The sequence below is a fragment of the Halolamina pelagica genome, from assembly GCF_900115675.1.
GTDB lineage: Archaea > Halobacteriota > Halobacteria > Halobacteriales > Haloferacaceae > Halolamina > Halolamina pelagica.
Genome location: NZ_FOXI01000001.1, coordinates 223,473 through 240,994, shown reverse-complemented (window position 1 = coordinate 240,994; position 17,522 = coordinate 223,473). Strand labels below are relative to the sequence as shown.

At 70.9% G+C, this 17,522-nt stretch carries 18 protein-coding genes; 10 read left to right on the top strand and 8 right to left on the bottom strand.

The genetic code is table 11. The annotated features are described in order from the left end of the window. Positions 1-78: 78 nt before the first annotated feature. The 4 genes from BMZ83_RS01330 (at position 79) to BMZ83_RS01315 (ending at position 3,050) form a co-directional block, all read left to right on the top strand. Complete coding sequence (locus tag BMZ83_RS01330) at positions 79-1,146, top strand: glycosyltransferase family 4 protein (protein ID WP_074874834.1); 1,068 nt, start codon at positions 79-81, stop codon at positions 1,144-1,146. Between the two features lie 25 nt (positions 1,147-1,171). Further along, positions 1,172-2,281, top strand: coding sequence for a glycosyltransferase (locus BMZ83_RS01325; protein WP_074874832.1), 1,110 nt, complete (start codon positions 1,172-1,174; stop codon positions 2,279-2,281). Positions 2,282-2,325: 44 nt separating this feature from the next. Beyond that, positions 2,326-2,535, top strand: coding sequence for a DUF1918 domain-containing protein (locus BMZ83_RS01320; protein WP_074874830.1), 210 nt, complete (start codon positions 2,326-2,328; stop codon positions 2,533-2,535). 71 nt (positions 2,536-2,606) lie between these two features. Then, positions 2,607-3,050, top strand: coding sequence for an RNA-binding protein (locus tag BMZ83_RS01315; RefSeq protein ID WP_074874828.1), 444 nt, complete (start codon positions 2,607-2,609; stop codon positions 3,048-3,050). A gap of 102 nt (positions 3,051-3,152) precedes the next feature. On the opposite strand, the gene BMZ83_RS01310 is transcribed toward BMZ83_RS01315, so the two are convergent. Genes BMZ83_RS01310 through BMZ83_RS01300 form a run of 3 tightly spaced genes read right to left on the bottom strand, consistent with a single transcriptional unit; the run spans position 3,153 to position 6,320 of the window. Beyond that, positions 3,153-3,710, bottom strand: coding sequence for a thioredoxin family protein (locus BMZ83_RS01310; protein WP_074874826.1), 558 nt, complete (start codon positions 3,708-3,710; stop codon positions 3,153-3,155). A gap of 41 nt (positions 3,711-3,751) precedes the next feature. Continuing rightward, complete coding sequence (locus BMZ83_RS01305) at positions 3,752-5,101, bottom strand: amidohydrolase (protein ID WP_074874824.1); 1,350 nt, start codon at positions 5,099-5,101, stop codon at positions 3,752-3,754. Positions 5,102-5,153: 52 nt separating this feature from the next. Further along, positions 5,154-6,320: an NAD(P)/FAD-dependent oxidoreductase gene (locus tag BMZ83_RS01300; RefSeq protein ID WP_074874822.1), complete on the bottom strand. Its 1,167-nt coding sequence runs from the start codon at positions 6,318-6,320 to the stop codon at positions 5,154-5,156. A gap of 219 nt (positions 6,321-6,539) precedes the next feature. Here BMZ83_RS01300 and BMZ83_RS01295 point away from each other — a divergent pair, with 219 nt between their 5' ends. Further along, the gene (locus BMZ83_RS01295) at positions 6,540-7,508 is read left to right on the top strand and encodes an ornithine cyclodeaminase family protein (protein ID WP_074874820.1); all 969 of its coding nucleotides are present in this window, start codon (positions 6,540-6,542) and stop codon (positions 7,506-7,508) included. A 1-nt stretch (position 7,509) separates the two neighbouring features. Here BMZ83_RS01295 and BMZ83_RS01290 read toward each other — a convergent pair whose 3' ends face one another. Both BMZ83_RS01290 and guaB read right to left on the bottom strand, forming a co-directional pair. Further along, on the bottom strand, positions 7,510-8,166 hold the full coding sequence (locus BMZ83_RS01290) for a HalX domain-containing protein (protein ID WP_074874818.1): 657 nt from the start codon (positions 8,164-8,166) through the stop codon (positions 7,510-7,512). Between the two features lie 96 nt (positions 8,167-8,262). Further along, the gene (gene guaB / locus BMZ83_RS01285; protein WP_074874816.1) at positions 8,263-9,750 is read right to left on the bottom strand and encodes an IMP dehydrogenase; all 1,488 of its coding nucleotides are present in this window, start codon (positions 9,748-9,750) and stop codon (positions 8,263-8,265) included. A gap of 245 nt (positions 9,751-9,995) precedes the next feature. Here guaB and BMZ83_RS01280 point away from each other — a divergent pair, with 245 nt between their 5' ends. Together BMZ83_RS01280 and BMZ83_RS01275 are read left to right on the top strand one after the other, a co-directional pair. After that, positions 9,996-10,184: a hypothetical protein gene (locus tag BMZ83_RS01280; RefSeq protein ID WP_074874814.1), complete on the top strand. Its 189-nt coding sequence runs from the start codon at positions 9,996-9,998 to the stop codon at positions 10,182-10,184. Between the two features lie 2 nt (positions 10,185-10,186). Next, complete coding sequence (locus BMZ83_RS01275; RefSeq protein WP_074874812.1) at positions 10,187-11,164, top strand: DUF5794 domain-containing protein; 978 nt, start codon at positions 10,187-10,189, stop codon at positions 11,162-11,164. Between the two features lie 6 nt (positions 11,165-11,170). Here the strand turns inward: BMZ83_RS01275 and BMZ83_RS01270 are convergent, their stop codons facing one another. Together BMZ83_RS01270 and BMZ83_RS01265 are read right to left on the bottom strand one after the other, a co-directional pair. Beyond that, positions 11,171-11,866 (bottom strand): ArsR/SmtB family transcription factor, encoded by a 696-nt coding sequence (locus BMZ83_RS01270; protein ID WP_074874810.1) that lies wholly within the window; start codon positions 11,864-11,866, stop codon positions 11,171-11,173. Between the two features lie 70 nt (positions 11,867-11,936). After that, positions 11,937-13,310 (bottom strand): glycerate kinase type-2 family protein, encoded by a 1,374-nt coding sequence (locus tag BMZ83_RS01265; RefSeq protein ID WP_074874808.1) that lies wholly within the window; start codon positions 13,308-13,310, stop codon positions 11,937-11,939. A 94-nt stretch (positions 13,311-13,404) separates the two neighbouring features. Here BMZ83_RS01265 and BMZ83_RS01260 point away from each other — a divergent pair, with 94 nt between their 5' ends. The 3 genes from BMZ83_RS01260 (at position 13,405) to purM (ending at position 16,805) form a co-directional block, all read left to right on the top strand. Then, the gene (locus BMZ83_RS01260; protein WP_074874805.1) at positions 13,405-15,075 is read left to right on the top strand and encodes a TraB/GumN family protein; all 1,671 of its coding nucleotides are present in this window, start codon (positions 13,405-13,407) and stop codon (positions 15,073-15,075) included. 80 nt (positions 15,076-15,155) lie between these two features. Then, the gene (locus BMZ83_RS01255) at positions 15,156-15,764 is read left to right on the top strand and encodes a zinc metalloprotease (RefSeq protein ID WP_245748681.1); all 609 of its coding nucleotides are present in this window, start codon (positions 15,156-15,158) and stop codon (positions 15,762-15,764) included. Between the two features lie 60 nt (positions 15,765-15,824). After that, a complete protein-coding gene (gene purM, locus BMZ83_RS01250; RefSeq protein WP_074874801.1) occupies positions 15,825-16,805 on the top strand; it encodes a phosphoribosylformylglycinamidine cyclo-ligase in 981 nt (326 codons plus the stop codon). Between the two features lie 23 nt (positions 16,806-16,828). Here the strand turns inward: purM and BMZ83_RS01245 are convergent, their stop codons facing one another. After that, positions 16,829-17,368: a CBS domain-containing protein gene (locus BMZ83_RS01245; RefSeq protein ID WP_074874799.1), complete on the bottom strand. Its 540-nt coding sequence runs from the start codon at positions 17,366-17,368 to the stop codon at positions 16,829-16,831. Between the last annotated feature and the right edge of the window lie 154 nt (positions 17,369-17,522).

The following is a 17,522-nucleotide window of genomic DNA, read 5'->3' as shown; positions in this document are numbered from 1 at the left end:
CCGGAACGGTGACCGACCGGGCCGGCACCCGCCAGCCGGAACGTTGATTCATCCGACCTGCCAACGACGACGAAACCCGTGCGCGTCCTCGACTACCTCGAACAGGAGGCTCGGATCCGCGGCGGCATCGTCACCGCCACCCGCCAACAGCGCAAGGCGCTCGAGGGGACGGGCGTCGACGTGGTCGATTCGCCGTGGGTCGGCGACGGGCCCGTCGACGCCGCCCGGTCGCGACTGACCGGCGGGCGCGCGTTCCGCGAGTACGACGTTGCCCACTGCAACGTCGTCGGCCCGGGGAGCGTTGCCGTCGCCCGGCACGCAACGCGCAACGACGTCCCGCTCGTCCTCCACGCCCACGTGACCGCCGAGGACTTCGGGGAGTCGTTCCGGTTCTCCGAGCGCCTCGCGCCCGCGCTGCGGCCCTACCTCCGGTGGTTCTACTCGCAGGCGGACCTGGTGCTCTGTCCCAGCGAGTACACGAAGGGGGTGCTCGAAGCGTACCCCGTCTCCGCCCCCATCGAGCCGGTGACCAACGGCGTCGACATCGACTCCCTCGAGGGGTTCGAGTCGCTCCGCGAGGAGACCCGCGAGCGCTTCGACCTCGAGGGGATGGTGGTGTTCTGCGTCGGCGAAGTGTTCGAGCGCAAGGGGCTGACGACGTTCTGTGAGGTGGCCCAGCGGACCGACTACGACTTCGCGTGGTTCGGCCACTACGAGGAGGGCGCCGCCGCCGGCGAGGCGACGCGCTACTGGACGAACGACCCGCCCGAGAACGTCACGTTCACCGGCTGGATGGAGGACAAGCGCGCCGCCTTCGGCGCCGGCGACGTGTACCTGTTCCCGACCAAAGACGAGAACCAGGGGATCGCCGCGCTGGAGGCGATGGCCACCGGGAAGGCGGTCGTTCTCCGGGACATCCCGGTGTTCGAGGAGTTCTTCACCCACGGCGAGGACTGCCTGAAGTGCGAGACCCGCGAGGAGTTCGTCGCCGCCCTCGAGCGACTCGACGGGAACCCCGACCTCCGGGAGCGACTGGGCGAGAACGCCCGGGAGACCGCACGGGAGCACTCACTGGACCGCGTGGGCGACCGGCTGGTCGAGCAGTACGAGCGCCTGCTGGGGGAGAACCATTCCGGAACCCCTTAACGGCACCTCGGCCAACCGCTCGCCCATGGAGTCGGTCGCGGCCTTCACGGACACCTACCTGCCGACGGTCAACGGCGTCACCTACACCGTCCAGAGCTGGCGCGACCGCTGGGAGGCCCGGGGCGGCCGCATGGCGGTCGTCTATCCCGGGTCGCCCGACCGGACGCCCGACCCCGACGAGTACCCCCTCCGATCGCTCCCGCTGCCGATCTACGCGGGCTACCGGCTGGGGCTGCCGCGGATCCCCGACGCCGTCACCGACGTGGATCTCGTCCACGCCCACACGCCGTTCGCCATCGGCCTCGCCGGCCTGCGGCTGGCGCGGAAGCGCGACCTCCCGCTGGTTGCGTCGTTCCACACGCCGACCGAGGAGTACGCCAGCTACCTCTCCTCGTGGGGGCCCCTTCGCGATCGGACCGCGGCGATGAGCCAGCGCTACGAGTCGTGGTTCCTCGACGCCGCCGACGCGGTGATCGTCCCCTCGGCGTCGACCGGCGAGTACGTCAGCGAGACCCTCGGCGTCGAGGATCCCCGGATCGTCCCGAACGGGGTCGACACCGAGCGGTTCCAGCCGGTCGACTCGACGGCGTTCCGTGAGCGTCACGGCCTGCCCGAGGACGGGACGATCGTCGGCTACACCGGCCGCCACGGCCACGAGAAGTCGCTCCCGGCGATCATCGACGCCTGCGACCGTCTCGATCGGGAGGTGACCGTCGTGTTCGGCGGCGACGGTCCCGCACGGGAGGAGTTGGAGGCGGCTGCTCGGGAGCGCGGGCTGGACGCGCGCTTCCTCGGCTTCCTCGACAGGGAGGAGCTGCCGGCATTCTACGCCAGCCTCGACGCCTTCCTGTTCCCCAGTCCGGTCGAGACCCAGGGACTGGTCGCGCTGGAGTCGTTCGCCTGCGGCACGCCGGTTGTCGGCGTCGACAGCGGCGCGCTGAGCGACACGATCGACGACGGCGAGACCGGCTATCACTTCGAGCGCGGCGACGTGGACGGGTTCGCCGACGCGATCGAACGTACGCTCGCCGAGCGTGAGCGCCTCCGGGAGAACTGCCTGGACCGGCGGGCGTCGATCAGCGTCGAGCACGCCGTCGACCGGTTGGCGGAGATCTACGCCGCGGTTCGGGAGTGAGCCGAATCACGTCGCTTAAACCCACGCCGGCGGAACGAACGGGTATGAGCTTCGAGAAGGGCGACGTGGTCGTTCTCAACGACGAGCACAGCGAGTTCGACGGCGAAGAGGGCGAGATCACGCAGGTCATGGAGACCATGTTCGGCGACCCCAACTACACGATCGTCTTCGAGGAGGGCCAGGAGGCGGGCATCCCACAGGACCAGCTCGAACTGGTCGAGGAAGCGGGCGGCGACGACGAAGACGAGGCGTAACGCAGTTCTGACTCGGCGGGCGGCGGTACCGTCGAGGAAGCCTTTTGCGCGCGACCATCGTACGACCAGCCATGCCGAGCGTCCCGTTTCATTACGTCGACCTGCGGACCTTCTGCTACGCCACCGAGGACGAGAAGCGCGTCGAGCAGGCGCTGCGACGGTTCCTGCCCGAGGAGTACGAGATCGAGCGCGAAGTCAACCGGGGGCACCACGGCGACCGGATCGTCGTGTTCTCCGCGCGCGTCGACAACGCCGACGACGTGCGCCACGTGCTCCGGCAGCTCAGCGAACTGTCCGACATCGAGGACGTGATCGACGAACTCGACGAGCGCGTCGACGACAACTGCGCCTTCTTCCTCCGACTGGACAAACAGGACGCGTTCAAGGGCGAGGTCGACCGCGGCGAGGGGATCACCCTGCGGGCGAAGGTCGAAGCCTACCCCGCGAAACAGCCCGCGGCCGTCGAGAACGCGCGCGAGGCGCTGGAGCAGGCTCGCGAACAGGCCGAGAGCTGATCGGCGCTCGACGGGACGGGGCGCTCAGTCGTCGACACGGCCACGGCATCGGACTCCGGGCTCGCCGGACGGAGCCGCCGAGCGGTCACGCGGGCCGGCCGGTTACGTCCACTTGATGCTGCAGCCACGCGACGGGCGGTCGGGTATCTCGACCGCCTCCCCGGCGAGGACGGCGTCGATGGCGTCGCGGATGTAGAACTCCGATGGCTCCTCGTCGGGGTTGAGCGCGTCGTCGAGCCGGCCGTGGTAGGCCAGAACCCACGAATCCCCCTCATTCCGGAACAGGAACGGGTCCGGGGTACAGGTAGCGCCGTACGCCGCGGCGACTTCCTGGCTCTCGTCCCGGAGGTAGGCGTCGTAGGCGATCTCGCCGGAGTCGACGGACGCCCGCATCTTCTCGAAGCTGTCCTCGGGGTACTCCTCGGCGTCGTTCGGGTTGATGCCGACGACCGCGGCGTCGTCGTACTCGGCGGCCAGGTCGTTCAGCAGGTCGAACTTCGCCCGTGCGTAGGGGCAGTGGTTGCAGGTGAACACGAGCAACAGCGCGTCGCTGTCGCCGAAGCTGTCGAGGGAGTACGTCTCGCCGTCGGTCCCCGGCAGGGAGAACGACGGTGCCTCGTCGCCGCGATCCAGTTCGGACTCGGATTCTTTCGCGACCATACCCGCGCTTGGACCCCACACCGGAAGGTCGTTTCGGCGGGCTAGGCGTCCATGTAGCTCCCTTCCAGCGTGTTCCGCATCCCGCGGACGATCTCGAGGTACGCCTCGGTGGAGCGTTTCCCGCCCTTCGCGTCGCGGATCGCCTCGCGCTTCTCGGGGTCGGCGAGCACGTCGACGACCGTCGACCCCGTCACCTTCGCGGGGAGGAGGTACGCCATCTCCTCGTCGACGGCGCCGAACTCGGTGGAGTGGGCCGCGCCCTCGAAGCCGCCGGTCCAGGGGTGGACCGCGGGGACGATCTGGCTCACGTCGCCCATGTCCGTCGACCCGGTGACGTGCTGGTGTTCGCCGTGGACGGCGTCCTCGCCGATCACCTCACGGGCGTTGTCGTCGAACGCCGCGACGAGCGTCCCGTCGGTCCGCAGCGGGAGGTAGCCCGGGAAGTCCTCGATCGTGACGTTCGCGCCGACGGCCATCGCGCCGGACTCCAGCGCGCGATTGGTCGTCCCGTTGGCGTCCTCGATGGCGTCGACGCGCTTGGCCCGGACGTACGACTCCATGCGCACGTCCGCCGGAACGACGTTGACGCCGTCGCCGCCCTTCGTGACGATCGGGTGGACCCGGACGTGCTCCTCGTCGGGGAACGTCTCCCGGTTGGCGTTGACGGCGTTCATCCCGGCCATCGCCGCGTTGAGCGCGTTCACGCCCTCCTCGGGCGCGCCGCCGGCGTGGGACTCCCGACCCTCGTACTGGACCGTCTTCCCGACGAAGCCGTTCGAGGAGAAGTCGCTGGTGACCTCGCGCTCCGGCGTCTCCGAGGCGGCGTGGATCATCGCCGCGCAGTCCACGTCGTCGAAGTAGCCCCGGCGGATGAGCTCCTGCTTCCCCCCGAAGAACTCGATCTTCCCGTCGTCGAGCAGGCCGCGGCGGTACTCCAGGTCGAGGTACTCCTCGGCGGGCACGGCGATGAACTCCACCGCGCCCGGGAGGTCGTCGACGACGCCCGACGCGACGAGGCCGTAGGCCGCGCCGACGAGGTTGGCCAACTGCGCCTCGTGTCCGCAGGCGTGGCAGGCGCCGGTCTCCGGATCCGCGGCGGGGTGGCCGGGGTTGACGAGCGCGTCGAGTTCGCCGAGGAGCGCGAAGACGAACTCGTCGTCCTGTTCCGCACCGCTCCCGCCAGCACGTGCTCGCGCGCCGGTGACTGCGAGCTCGGTCTCCACGTCCAGTCCCAGTCCGCGGAACTCCTCGGCGACTTTCCGGGTCGTCTCGGTCTCCTTGTACCCCAGCTCCGGCTCGGCGTGGACCGATTCGGCCAGCGAGCGGATCGCCTCGTCGTTGTCGTCGATGGCCTCCCGAACCCGTCGCTTGAGCGCCGCCGTGTCAGTCATCGACAGCCCCGACGGGCGGCGGGAAGATGAGTGTGGCGTCCCGGGCAATCCGTCAAGCCACGTTGCGCTCGTGGAGCAGGTCGCCCCGGTCGAACCGGTCGCTCCCGAGGTCCGACACGTCGACCGTCGACGCCCCGCCGTCGAGGAGCAGTTCCGCGACGACCTGCCCGGTCGCGGGCGCGTGCTGGAACCCGTGGCCCGAGAAGCCGACCGCCTGCACGAACCCCGGGATCGACTCCTCAACGATCGGGTGGTGGTCGGGGGTGACCGCGTAGAGGCCGGCCCAGCCGCGTTTCAGTCGCGTCCCGTCGCCGAAGTAGTCGCAGTAGACGCCCGCGCGTTCGACCGTCTCGGCCGCCCAGGCAACGTCGAAGGACTCGGAGAACGAGTCCGGGTCCGGCGTCTCGGGCTCGTCGTCGAAGTAGCCGCCCACGACCGCCGCGCCGTCCCGCTCCGGCCGGAAGTGCGAACTCGTCTCGAGGTCGATGGTGAGGGGGTCGGTCTCGGGGACCGGGCGCTCCGGGTCGACGACGAGCGCCTGGCGGCGCTGTGGCTCGACGGGCACGTCGATCCCCGCCATCGCGGCGAGTTCGGCGGCCCACGGGCCCGCGGCGTTCACCACCGCGTCGGCGGCGAGGTGGCCGTCGCTCGGGGCGCCGTCGCCCGCCACGTCGACGCCGACGGCGCGCCCGTCCTCCAGTCGGACGCCTGTGACCGCGGTCCCGGTTCGGATATCGACCCCCTGCTCGCGGGCCGCGTCCGCGAACCCCTGGAGCGCGAGGTACGGGTCCGCGAAGCCGTCCCGGGGGTTGTACGTCGCGGCCGTGACCGTATCGGGGTCGACGCCCGCACAGTAGTCGGGGACCTGCTCGGGCGCCAGCAGTTCCGTCTCGGCACCGCGCTCGTGCTGGAGGTCGACCTGCCGCTCCAGCCCGGCGGCGGTCTCCTCGGTCCGCGCGAGCATCAGGTAGCCCGTCTGCCGGAACGCGATGTCGACGCCGAAGCGATCCTCGAACGACTCCCAGACCGGTCGACTCGCCAGCGACAGGTCGACGTTGACCGCCGTCGAGAACTGACACCGGATTCCGCCGAGGGCGCGCGCGGTGCTCCCGTTCCCGAGGCTGTCCCGTTCACAGAGGACGACCTCGGCCCCGCGGTCGGCGAGCGCGTACGCGCTCGCGAGGCCGACGATCCCGCCGCCGCCGACGACGACTCGCATACCCTCACTCGGCCGGGGGCGGGCAAAACCGTTGTGCCGGGCGGCGTGGACGGCCGCGGCTGGCCCGCCGGTAGCGAACAGGCGACGCGTGGGTTGCTCGCGAGGGGCGCGTCGCGCTCCCGCCCGGACTCCCTCGCGGTTCCGGTGGCGAGGGGGGTCCCGTCATCGCCCTTGAACCCTCGGCCAAGAAGCTTTCTCCGCGGCGTCGTAGGAGGGCGTATGCGCGTACTCTCCGACGACGACGTCGCGAGCCTGCTCGACCTCCCCGATCTCCTGCCCGAGATCGAACGGGCGTTCCTGAAGCAGGGACGCGGCGAGGTCGAGCGCCCGGAACGACCGCACTTCCCGGTCGGGACCGGACTCGAGGGCGACGAACCGCTGGGGACGGGGCTCACGATGCCGGCGTACGTCCACGGCGACGAGCACTACGCCACGAAGTTGGCGAGCGTCCACGAGGGCAACGCCGACCGCGGCCGGCCGACCGTCCAGGCGCAGATCGCGGTCACCGACGCGCGGACCGGGGTACCGGCGGGGCTGCTGGCGGGAACGCGGATCACCAACGCGCGGACGGGCTGTATCGGCGGGCTGGCGGCGAAGCATCTGGCCGTCGGCGACGGACCGGTCCGGGTCGGCGTCGTCGGCGCCGGCACGCAGGCGCGCTGGCAGACCCGCGCGATCGCGGCCGCACGGGGCGTCGAATCCGCGCGCGTCTACTCCCCCAGCGACTCGCGGGAGGCCTGTGCGGCCGACCTCCGGGCCGAGGGGATCGACGCCGAGGCGGTCGACTCGGCGCGGGCGGCCGTCTCGGACGCCGACGTGGTCGTGACGGCGACCACCGCGACCGAACCAGTTTTTCCCGGCGACGCGCTCGCCCCGGGGACGCTCGTCGTCGCCGTCGGCGCCTACACAGCCGAGATGCGCGAACTCGACGCGGCGACGGTCTCGCGGGCGGCACGGCTGGTCGCCGACGTGCCCGCGGAGGTCGCCGAAACGGGGGATTTCCCGGACCACGGGGCGTCGGCGTTCACGCCGCTCTCCGCGGTGTTCGAAGGCACAGCCGGGAGGGAGTCGGACGCGGAGATCCTGGTCGTCGCGTCGGTCGGTTCGGCGGTGCTCGACGCCACGGCGGCGACGGCGCTGTTCGAGCGGGCGATCGCGGAGAACGTCGGCACCGACGTGGCCCTCTGAGCTACTCCTGCACGCCGCCGAAGGGGTCCTCCTCCGACTCGTCGGCGAAGGGGTCCTCGCTTCGCTCCTCGTCGGCGAACTGGCCGTCGACGTCGTCGAACTCCCGGAACAGCGTCTCGAACTCGTCGCCCGACCCCATCTCGTTGATCGTCGCGTCGAGCTCCTCGCGGAGCGCCTCGAGCCGGTCGGTGAGCTCGCCGTACTCCTCGTTCTCGTCGAGTTCTGACTCGGTCTTCTCGGCCTCGAGCAGCGCCTTCTTCGACGCCAGCGAGAACAGCTCCTGCACCCCCGAGTCGTACGTCCCTCGGCGCTCCAGGTTCTCGACGGTCTCGAGCAGTTCGTCCCGAGCCACCGGCTTGACGAGGTAGTCGTCGAACCCCATCTCGAGCACGTCGAAGTCGGGCTCGACGGCGGTCACCATCGCGACCTGACAGTCGAGCCCGCGGTCCTGCATCGCGTCCAGCACGTCGTCACCGGAGAGCCCCGGCATCCGGCGGTCGAGCAGCACGATATCGACCTCGGCGTCGAGGTTCTCGAGCGCCTCGCGGCCGCCGTAGGCGGTTCGAACGCGGTAGCCGTCGCCGAGCCACGCAGCGTAGAGGTCTGCCAGGTCTGACTCGTCCTCGACCACGAGCACGAGAGGTCGATCGTCACTCATCTGAAGGGGTAGCGGTTGGCTATAGGTAAAAACGAGCGGCCGGCTATATCAAAATACCCCTTCGGGACTCGCGGTCCCCGAATCGAAACCGCGTGCTTACTCGTTGGGGCTGTAGTTGGGCGCCTCGTCCGTGATCATCACGTCGTGGGGGTGACCCTCGGTCTGCCCGGCCGCGGAGACCCGGACGAACTCCGAGCGCTCCTTGAACTCGGGGATGCTCTCGGCGCCGACGTAGCCCATCCCGGACTGCATCCCGCCGACGAGCTGGTGGAGCTCCGAGCCCAGCGTCCCGGTGTAGGGCGTCGCCGCCTCCACGCCCTCGGGGACGAACTCCTCGTCGTTCTCCTCCTTGAGGTAGCGCTCGCCGCCGCCGGACTGCATCGCGCCGACGCTGCCCATCCCGCGGTACTGCTTGTACTTCTTGCCGTTCATCGTGATGACGCGGCCGGGCGCCTCGTCGGTGCCGGCGAAGTAGGAGCCGAGCATCACCGCGTCGGCGCCGGCGGCGATGGCCTTGATCGCGTCGCCGGAGTAGCGGATCCCCCCGTCGGCGATCACGGGCACGTCCGCCCCGCTCGCCACGTCGGCCACCTGCGCGACGGCGGTGATCTGGGGCATCCCCGCGCCGGAAACGACTCGGGTGGTACAGATGCTACCCGGGCCGATCCCGACCTTGACGCCGTCGGCGAAGTCGACGACGGCCTCGGCGGCCTCGCGCGTGCCGACGTTCCCGACGACCACGTCGGCGTCGACGGTCTCGGCGATCGCCTTCGCGGAGTCGATGACGTTGAGGTTGTGGGCGTGGGCACAGTCGATGAACAGCACGTCGGCGCCGGCCTCGTCGGCGACCACCGCGCGCTCGTCGTCGAACGGGCCGACCGCGACCCCGACGCGCAGGCGGCCGTCCTCGTCCCGGGCCGCGTTCTCGTTCTCGCGGCGCGCGAGGATCCCCTGCATCGTCACGAGGCCGACCAGGTGGTCCTCGTCGTCGACGATGGGGACGCGCTCGATCTTGTGGTCGTACATGAGTTCGAGCGCGTCGCGGGCGCTCACGTCCTCCGCCGCGGTGACGACCTCGTCGGTCATCGCCTCGCGCACCTCGTCGCTCTCGCCGACCTCGAGGTACGGGCGGATGTCGGTGCCGGAGATGATCCCCAGCACGGTGTCGTCGTCGTCGACGACCGGCGCGCCCGAGACGCCCTCGCGCTCCATCATCGCGTCCACGTCGTTGACCGTCTGCTCGGGAGAGGCGGTGACGACGTTCTCCCGCCGGATCACGAGCTCGTCGGCGCGTTTGACCTGCGTGATCGACGCCTCCATCTCGGCGGTCGTCATGTTCTGGTGGAGCACGCCGAGCCCGCCCTCGCGGGCCATCCCGATGGCCATCTCGGCCTCGGTGACCGTGTCCATCGCCGCCGAGAGGATGGGGATCTGTAGTTCGACGTTGGTCGAGACGCGCGTGGACACGTCCGCGGCGTCCGGTTCGACACGACTCTCCATCGGCCGCAGGAGCACGTCGTCGAACGTCAGCGCCTCCGGCACTCGTAGCTTCTCTGAGAAGGGTTCCGATCCGTTACTCGCCATGTAGTCGGTGGTGAGGCTCGCCTCAAAAACGTTCCGAGTCGGGGAACCGTGTGGCCACGGTGCCCACACTGTTCGATCGACGGCCACGATCACGGAGTCGATCGAAAGATTCGACACTTCTTCAGTTCAACCGTCCATCCGGCGAGGATTCTTCGACTCGCATCCAGTTTCACCGATGATCCGGTCGTGGTTATGGGGCTCACTCTCACGCAACGTTTATCGGCGTATCGAGGGAAGTAGTGGGTATGGACGTCGACAGTATCGCCGCATCGCGCATCGCCGGCCAGTCGCCCTGCAGCGCCGTCGACCAGCCGAAACCGATGTGGCGAACAGTTCGATGTCTCTTCCCGACGTTTACACGGTTCGACTGCCGTCGCGGCTATCCGGACTCGGGAGAACACCACCGTTTGGCCACGGGTGAGGCCGCGAGCTAGTCGTGAGCGTCTCAGACCACCCGATCGCGTTACGCCTCGAACAGCGCGTCGGCGGCGCCACGAAGCTGTTGGCGACGGTGATGGGGCTCCCGCTCGTCGACGGCATCTTCCCCGCGCTCGTCGTCGCCGGCGCCCTGACCACCGACGCGGGCGGGATGGACCCGTGGGGCGTCCTCCAGACCGGACTGCTCATCTTCGGCGGCTCCGCAACCGTCGCGGTGGTCCTCGCCGAGATGGAGGGGAGTCCGGCCCAGAAGGCCACCTCCGTCCTCCTGATCGGCCTCGGCCTGATCCCGCTGGCCGTCGTCGAGGCGGCGTTCGCCCAGACGATCTACTCGATGTTCGACCCGGACGTGTTCCAGCGGTTCGCCGGGCTGGTGATCCTCGCGATCGCCGCCAAGACCGCGAGCGCCGAGGTCGGCACGTACCTCCCGGGCCCCGGCGCGATCGTCGCGCTGGGCGTCGTCGCCAGCTACCGACCCTCGGGCGCCGAGCTCTCGATGAGTTTCGAACTGTCGACGCTACTGCCCGCCGCGGCCGCCGCCGGCACGGGGATCGCGTTCGCCCTCGGCGTGGCACTCAGCGCGCCCCAGCTGCAAGGCGCGGTCGACATCGACCGCTTCCGGTTCGGGAGCGCCGTCGCGCTGGGGATGCTCGCGGTCGACGTACTCGGGGTGCTCGTGACCGACCAACCGGTCGCGCTCGCAGTGCTCGCGGTGACCGCGCTGCTCTCCTACGACCCGAACTCGGCGGACACCGACACCACGGCGTCGACGACCGACGACGTGCCGCCGACGTACAGCCCCGACGCCGACAGCGAGGACCGCCCGGTCGATCTGCCGGCCGAACTGGCCGCCGCCAGTCGCCCCGGCGGGGCCGACCCCGAATCGGCCGTCGGCGCGGCCGACGGCGGGATGATCGAAACGGAGGACGAGGCGCCCGCGGAGTCGGACGAGCCCGAACGCCCGCCGTACCTCTGAGCCGGCTCAGCGGTTCTTCAGCCACCAGCCGGCGCCGACGCCGAGTAGCACCGCCAGCCCGCCGAGGAAGAACAGCACCCCCGGCGGCAGCGCGAGCGCGTCCTCCGCGGCCCGGACGGTGTCGGACACCGGCGTCGCCGTGGGCTCGGGCGTCGACGTGGTCTGTGCGATCCCCATGCCGCCCTCGGTCTCCGTTTCGACCTGTGTCGCCGTCGTGCCGGCTTGGTGGTCGGCCGTGCCGCCGGCACCCGTCCCGAACGGGAGCGAGAGATCGCCGAGATACGCCTGGACGAGGAGGCTGGTGATCCCCAGCGCCGCGACGGCGCCGATGAGCCGCGAGAGCGCGGCTTTCAGCCCGGTCGTTTCGTCCTCGGTGCCGGCGTAGACGATCAACGGTGCGTCGGCCGGGCCGTACACCGTCATCTCGCGGCCCTTCTCGGAGTAGACCGTGTCGACCGGTTCGATCAGGCCGGCATCCTCGAGGTTGCCGATGTGGTACTGGGCGTTCTGCAGCGAGAGGTCCAGTCTGTCGGCGATCCCCGAGGGGGTGGCCGGGTCGTCGTGGAACTCGCGGAGCATACCCCGAGCGGTTTCCGAGGAGAGCGCGGCGAGGGTCTCGCCCGCCTCGTCGCTGTCGACGCCGAGTACCCGGGGTTCCGGGTCGGGGTCGGCGTCCGGGGTGGAGGGCAGTATGTCGACCATGCAGGCTTCGTTTTTACACGGGTGGTTGAAACTCTGTTCCCTTCCGTTTCGCCGGGCTGTCACGTCTCGCTCAGTCGTACCGTCCGGGTACGACCAGCACCCGGAGGTCGTTCACGTTCGTCCCCGTCGGGCCGGTCACGAGCGCCGCGTCCCGGCCGTCGAGGTGGCCGAGCGAGTCGTTCCGCGCGAGCGCGTCGCGGGCCGCCTCCCGGTCCGGTACGGTATCGGCGTCGATCAGCGCGCCCGCGGCGTCGGTCGCGCCGTCCCGGCCGTCGGTGTCGACGGCGGCGACGACCACATCGTCGCCGACGTGGTCGATACCCGCCCCCAGCGCGAGCGCCGCGGCGAGTGCGAACTCCGTGTTCGGGCCACCGTCGCCGTCGCCCCGTACGTCGACGGTCGTCTCGCCGCCGGAGAGCAGGACCGCGGGCGGCTCGACGGGGTCGCCTGCGGCGGCCGTCTCCTCCGCGACGGCGACGTGGGTCGGCGCCGCCGCGCGCGCCTCGCCGCGCACTCGCGAGGAGAGCGCGCAGGGCTCGAACCCTCGCTCCTCGGCCGCGGCCGCGGCGGCGTCGATGGCCGTCCGGGCGCCCGCGACGACGTGGGTCGGCACGTCGGCGACCGCCGGGTCGCCCGGCCCGGGCGTCTCCGGATGCTCGCCGGCGCCCCCGGCTTCGAGGTGCTCGCGGACCGCCGGCGCGTCGACCTCGTACCGGGAGAGCACCGCGAGCGCGTCGTCGTAGCTGGTCGCGTCCGGCGCCGTCGGGCCGGAGCCGATCACCGACGGCGGGTCGCCCACCACGTCGCTCACCGCGAGGCCGGCGACCGTCGCCGGGGCGGCCGCCGCGGCGAGCCGGCCGCCTTTCACCCGCGAGGCGTGCTTGCGGACGGCGTTGAGTTCCTCGATGTCGGCGCCGGCGTCGAGGAGCGTACGAGTGACTCCGCGGAGGTCGTCGACGTCCAACTCGCCGGCAGGCGCCGCGAGCAGTGCGCTCGCCCCGCCCGTGACGACCGAGAGGGCGAGCGTGGACTCGTCGGCCGCGTCGGCCAGGTCGAGCAGACGGTCGGTCGCGTCGGCGCCCGCCGGCGTCGGGACGGGGTGGCCGCCCGCCTCGACCGAGACGGCGCCGATGGAGCCGCTCACGTCGGGGTGGTCATCGGGGACGACGACGAGACCGTCCGAGATCCGGTCGCCGAGACTGGCCTCGAGCGCGCGGACGACGCCCGGCGCCGCTTTCCCGCCGCCGAGGACGAGCACGCGGTCGAACGCCGAGAGGTCGACGAGCGATCGCTCCCCCGTGGCGATCTCGAGGTCCCCGCTGGTCACGGCGAGCGCGTCGCGGGTCGCGCGCTCGGGGTCGGCGCCGCGGATCCCCGCCGCGAGGCAGTCGAGCGCGACCTCGTGGGCGGATGATCGTGCGTGAATCGCGCGGTTCTGGAACACGGGGGAGAGCGCGACGGCAGGGCCCAAAAACGGTTCGGGAGGGCCGAACCGCGCTTCGTCACGGTAAAGGCCCGGCGGCGCCGAACCGTGCGCAATGAGTGAATCGGAGGGGAGCGTGCAGGTCGTGGGGACCGCGCACGTCTCCGCCGAGAGCGTCCGGGAGGTCGAGGGGACCATCGAGGAGGAACGCCCGGACGTCGTCGCCGTCGAGTTGGACGAGGGGCGCTACAGCCAGATGCGGGGCGGGGAGCCCGAGGACCTCTCCGCGGGCGACCTGCTCGAGGGGAACACCGTCTTCCAGTTCCTCGCGTACTGGATGCTCTCGTACGTGCAGGCGCGGCTGGGCGATCAGTTCGACATCGAGCCCGGCGCGGAGATGCTCGCCGCCGTCGAGACCGCGGAGGACCTGGGCATCGAGGTCGCCCTGGTCGACCGGGACATCCAGGAGACGATCCGTCGGTTCTGGTCGCGGATGGGGCTGTTCGAGAAGCTACAGGTCGTCGGCTCGCTGGCGTTCGGGATCACCGACCCCCGGATCGCCGGCGTGATGTTCGGCCTGCTGGTCGGAGTCGTACTGGGCCCGGTTCTCGGGGTCTTCGGCGGCGCCGTCGGCGTCACGCAGTCGCTGCTGGTCGGCCTCACCGGGAGCGCACTGGTGGGGCTGCTCTCGGCGTACGTGCTCGCGGAGCTCTCGTTCCGCACCCTCGAGGACGACGCGCTGGCGCTCGCGGTCGCCGGCGGCGGCGGGTTCGCCGTCGGCACCCTCGCCGGCGTCGGCCTCGGGCTGACCGACTCGCTGGTCACCGGGTACCTCGGCGGGTTCGTGATCAGCGCCGTGGGGTCGATGACGCTCGGCCTCGCCGCGGGGCTGGTCGTCGGCGTCGCCGTCGCGGGCGCGATGAGCCTGTTCGGCGACGACGGCGAGTCGACCGACGAGGAGATGGAAGAGCTGCTCGACCCGGACGAGCTGACGGACACCGACGTGGTGACCGCGATGATGGAGGAGTTCCGGCAGTTCTCCCCGGGCGGCGCCGAGGCGCTGATCGACGAGCGCGACGCCTTCATCGCGCACAACCTGCTCGACCTGCGCGCCCAGGGGAAGGACGTGGTCGCCATCGTCGGCGCCGGTCACCGCGCGGGGATCGAAGAGTACCTCGCCCACCCCGAGCGACTGCCGCCGCGTGAGTCGCTGACCGGGCAACGGGAGCGCCTCCTGCCGTGGGGGAAGATCGCCGCCGTCGCCATCACCGGCGCCTTCGTCGCCTTCTTCGTGCTGCTGGCGATGGCCGGCGTCGAGGACCGCTTCCTGCTGGAACTGTTCGCGGCGTGGTTCGTCGTCAACGGCGTGTTCGCCGCGGGGCTGGCCCGGCTGGTCGGCGCCCACTGGCCCTCGGCGCTGGTCGGCGGCTCGGTCGCCTGGCTCACCTCGGTCAACCCCCTGCTCGCGCCGGGCTGGTTCGCGGGCTACGTCGAACTCCGGTACACCACCGTGAACGTCGGCGACATCGAGACGCTGAACGCGCTGCTCGACGACCAGGAGACGCCGCTGATGGAGCTGATCGACCGGATGTTCGAGGTGCCGCTGTTCAAGCTCATCATGATCGTCGCGCTGACGAACGTCGGGAGCTTCATCGCTTCCTTCCTGTTCGCGCTGTACGTCCTCCCGCCCTTCTTCGGCGACATCGGCGGCGTCAGTGCCGTTCCACGGCTCCTGATCGAGGGCGCACAGAACAGCGCCCGAACCATCTGGGGGTGGGTCGCGTGAGCGCACCCGACGGCGGGCGGGGCGGCGCGGGCGGCGGCCGCTTCGAGCCCGAGCCCTCGCTACGGTTCTCGGCACAGGAGATCCAGGACCTGCTGATCGCGTGGCTCGCACTCGGGGTCGCGTTCGCGATCTTCTTCGCCGGCGGCGGGCAGCGCGCGATCGCACTCGTGACGGGGAGCCCGACGACGTTCGCGGTCGCGCTGGTCGTCTCGCTGCTGACCGCGGGCGTGGGGTTCCTGCTCCACGAACTCGGGCACAAGGTGATGGCGGTCCGGTACGACAACGTCGCCGCGTTCCGCGCGGAGTACAACATGCTCTTTCTGGCGATCATGAGCGCCTTCCTCGGCTTCATCTTCGCCGCGCCGGGGGCGGTCCACCACCGCGGCCGGCTCACCGCGCGCCAGCACGGGCTGATCGCGCTCGCCGGGCCGGCAGTGAACCTCGCCCTCGCGGCGGTGTTCGTCCCGCTCTGGATCGCCGGCGTCGCCCTCGGCGTCGATCCGCTGGAACTGCTGGGGGGACGCGGGCTCGCGGTGAACCTGTTCCTCGCGGCGTTCAACATGATCCCCATCGGCGCGCTCGACGGGAAGACGATCGTCGGCTGGAGCAAGGCGGTCTGGGCGGCCGTGTTCCTGCCTAGCATCGCGGTGACGGTGTACGTAGTCTTCGTGCTCGGGATCGGCTTCTGACCGGGCCGCCGGGCGCGGCGGAGCGGAGGACTTTTGCGCGACCCTCCCGCCGCTTCAGCCATGACCGAGGAGGAGGGGCTGACCTATTCCGACGCGGGCGTCGACATCGCCGAGAGCGAGGCGGCGACGGCCGCGCTGGTCGGGGCCGCGGGCGCCGCTGGCGAGGGCACCGACAGCGATTACGCCGGCCTGCTGGACATCGGCGACCGCTACCTCGCGCTGGCGACCGACGGCGTCGGGACGAAACTGCTCGTCGCCGAGGCGATGGCGGACTACTCGACGGTGGGCATCGACTGCATCGCGATGAACGCCAACGACCTCGTGGCCGCGGGCGTGCGCCCGGTTGCGTTCGTCGACTACCTCGCGGTCGACGAACCCGACGAGACGTTCGCCGAACAGGTCGGCGAGGGGCTCGCGGCCGGCGCCGACGCCGCGGACCTCGAACTCGTCGGCGGCGAGACGGCGGTGATGCCGGAGGTCGTGAAGGGGCTCGACCTCGCGGGCACCTGCGCGGGGCTGGCGGCGAAAGACGCCGTCTTCCCCGGCAGCGCCGAACCCGGCGACGCGCTGGTGGGCTGGGAGTCCTCCGGCATCCACTCGAACGGACTCACGCTCGCCCGCGAGGCGGTCACCCGCGAGTACCAGTACACTGACCCCTACCCCGGCGAGCGCTACGACGCCGTCGGGGACGCGTTGCTGGAGCCGACCCGCATCTACACCGACCTGCTGGACCCCATGCGCGAGCACGGCGTCCGTGCCGCCGCACACGTCACCGGCGGCGGCTGGACGAACCTCGAACGGCTGGGCGACCACCGCTACGTCGTCGACGACCCCTGGCCCGCACAGCCGGTGTTCGACTTCGTCCAGGATCTGGGCGACGTGAGCGACGAGGAGATGCACCGGACGTTCAACATGGGGACCGGCTTCGTCGCGGCGCTGGACCCGGACGCGGCCGACTCGCTCGTCGGGGAGACCGAGGGGCGCGTGATCGGCCACGTCGAGGAGGGCGAGGGCGTCGCGATCCGCGGGCTGGAGCTGTAGCGGTCCGGGAGGCGAGGAACGCGCTAGGAGACGTGACTCGCGATGTCCGCTTCGGTGATGATCCCCACGGCCTCGCCGCCGTCGGTGACGATCACCGCCTTGTAGTGGTCGAGCAGGTTCCGGATCTCGTCGACGGTCGCGTCGGCGCCGACGGTCGGGAACGACTCGCTCATCACCTCGGCGACGGGGAGGTCACCGACGTTCTCGCCGGCGTGGACCACGTCGGACTGGGAGATCGAGCCCACCGGGACGCCGTTCTGGATCACCGGGAGCTGTGAGTAGGCCTCCTCGTCCATCAGCTCGACCGCGTCGCTGACGGAGTCGTCCGGGCCGACGTTGACGACCTCCTCGTGCATCAGGTCCGTCGCGCGGACGACCTCGCCCTCGGCCTCGTCGAGCGCCTCGACGATGCGCCGGAGCGTCGAGAGCCGCGGGTCCACGTCGTCGTTCTCGACGCGGGCGATCAACGGCTGGGAGACGTCGGCGCGTTCCGCCAGCGCCGACTGGGTCATCCCCACCGTGTTCCGCCGTTCGCGCAGGTCCTCGGGTGTCGGCAGTTCCATGGTCGGGGATAACCGTAGGTAATCACTAAGTGGTTTCGGCCCGCCGCGCACAGCTGCGTGGGGCCGGCGGGCCAGCGGGATGGACGGCGCACCGATCCCGCACGACGTCGAGAACGACTGGGAGACGGCCACGCGACGCGAGCGGGGGGACCCC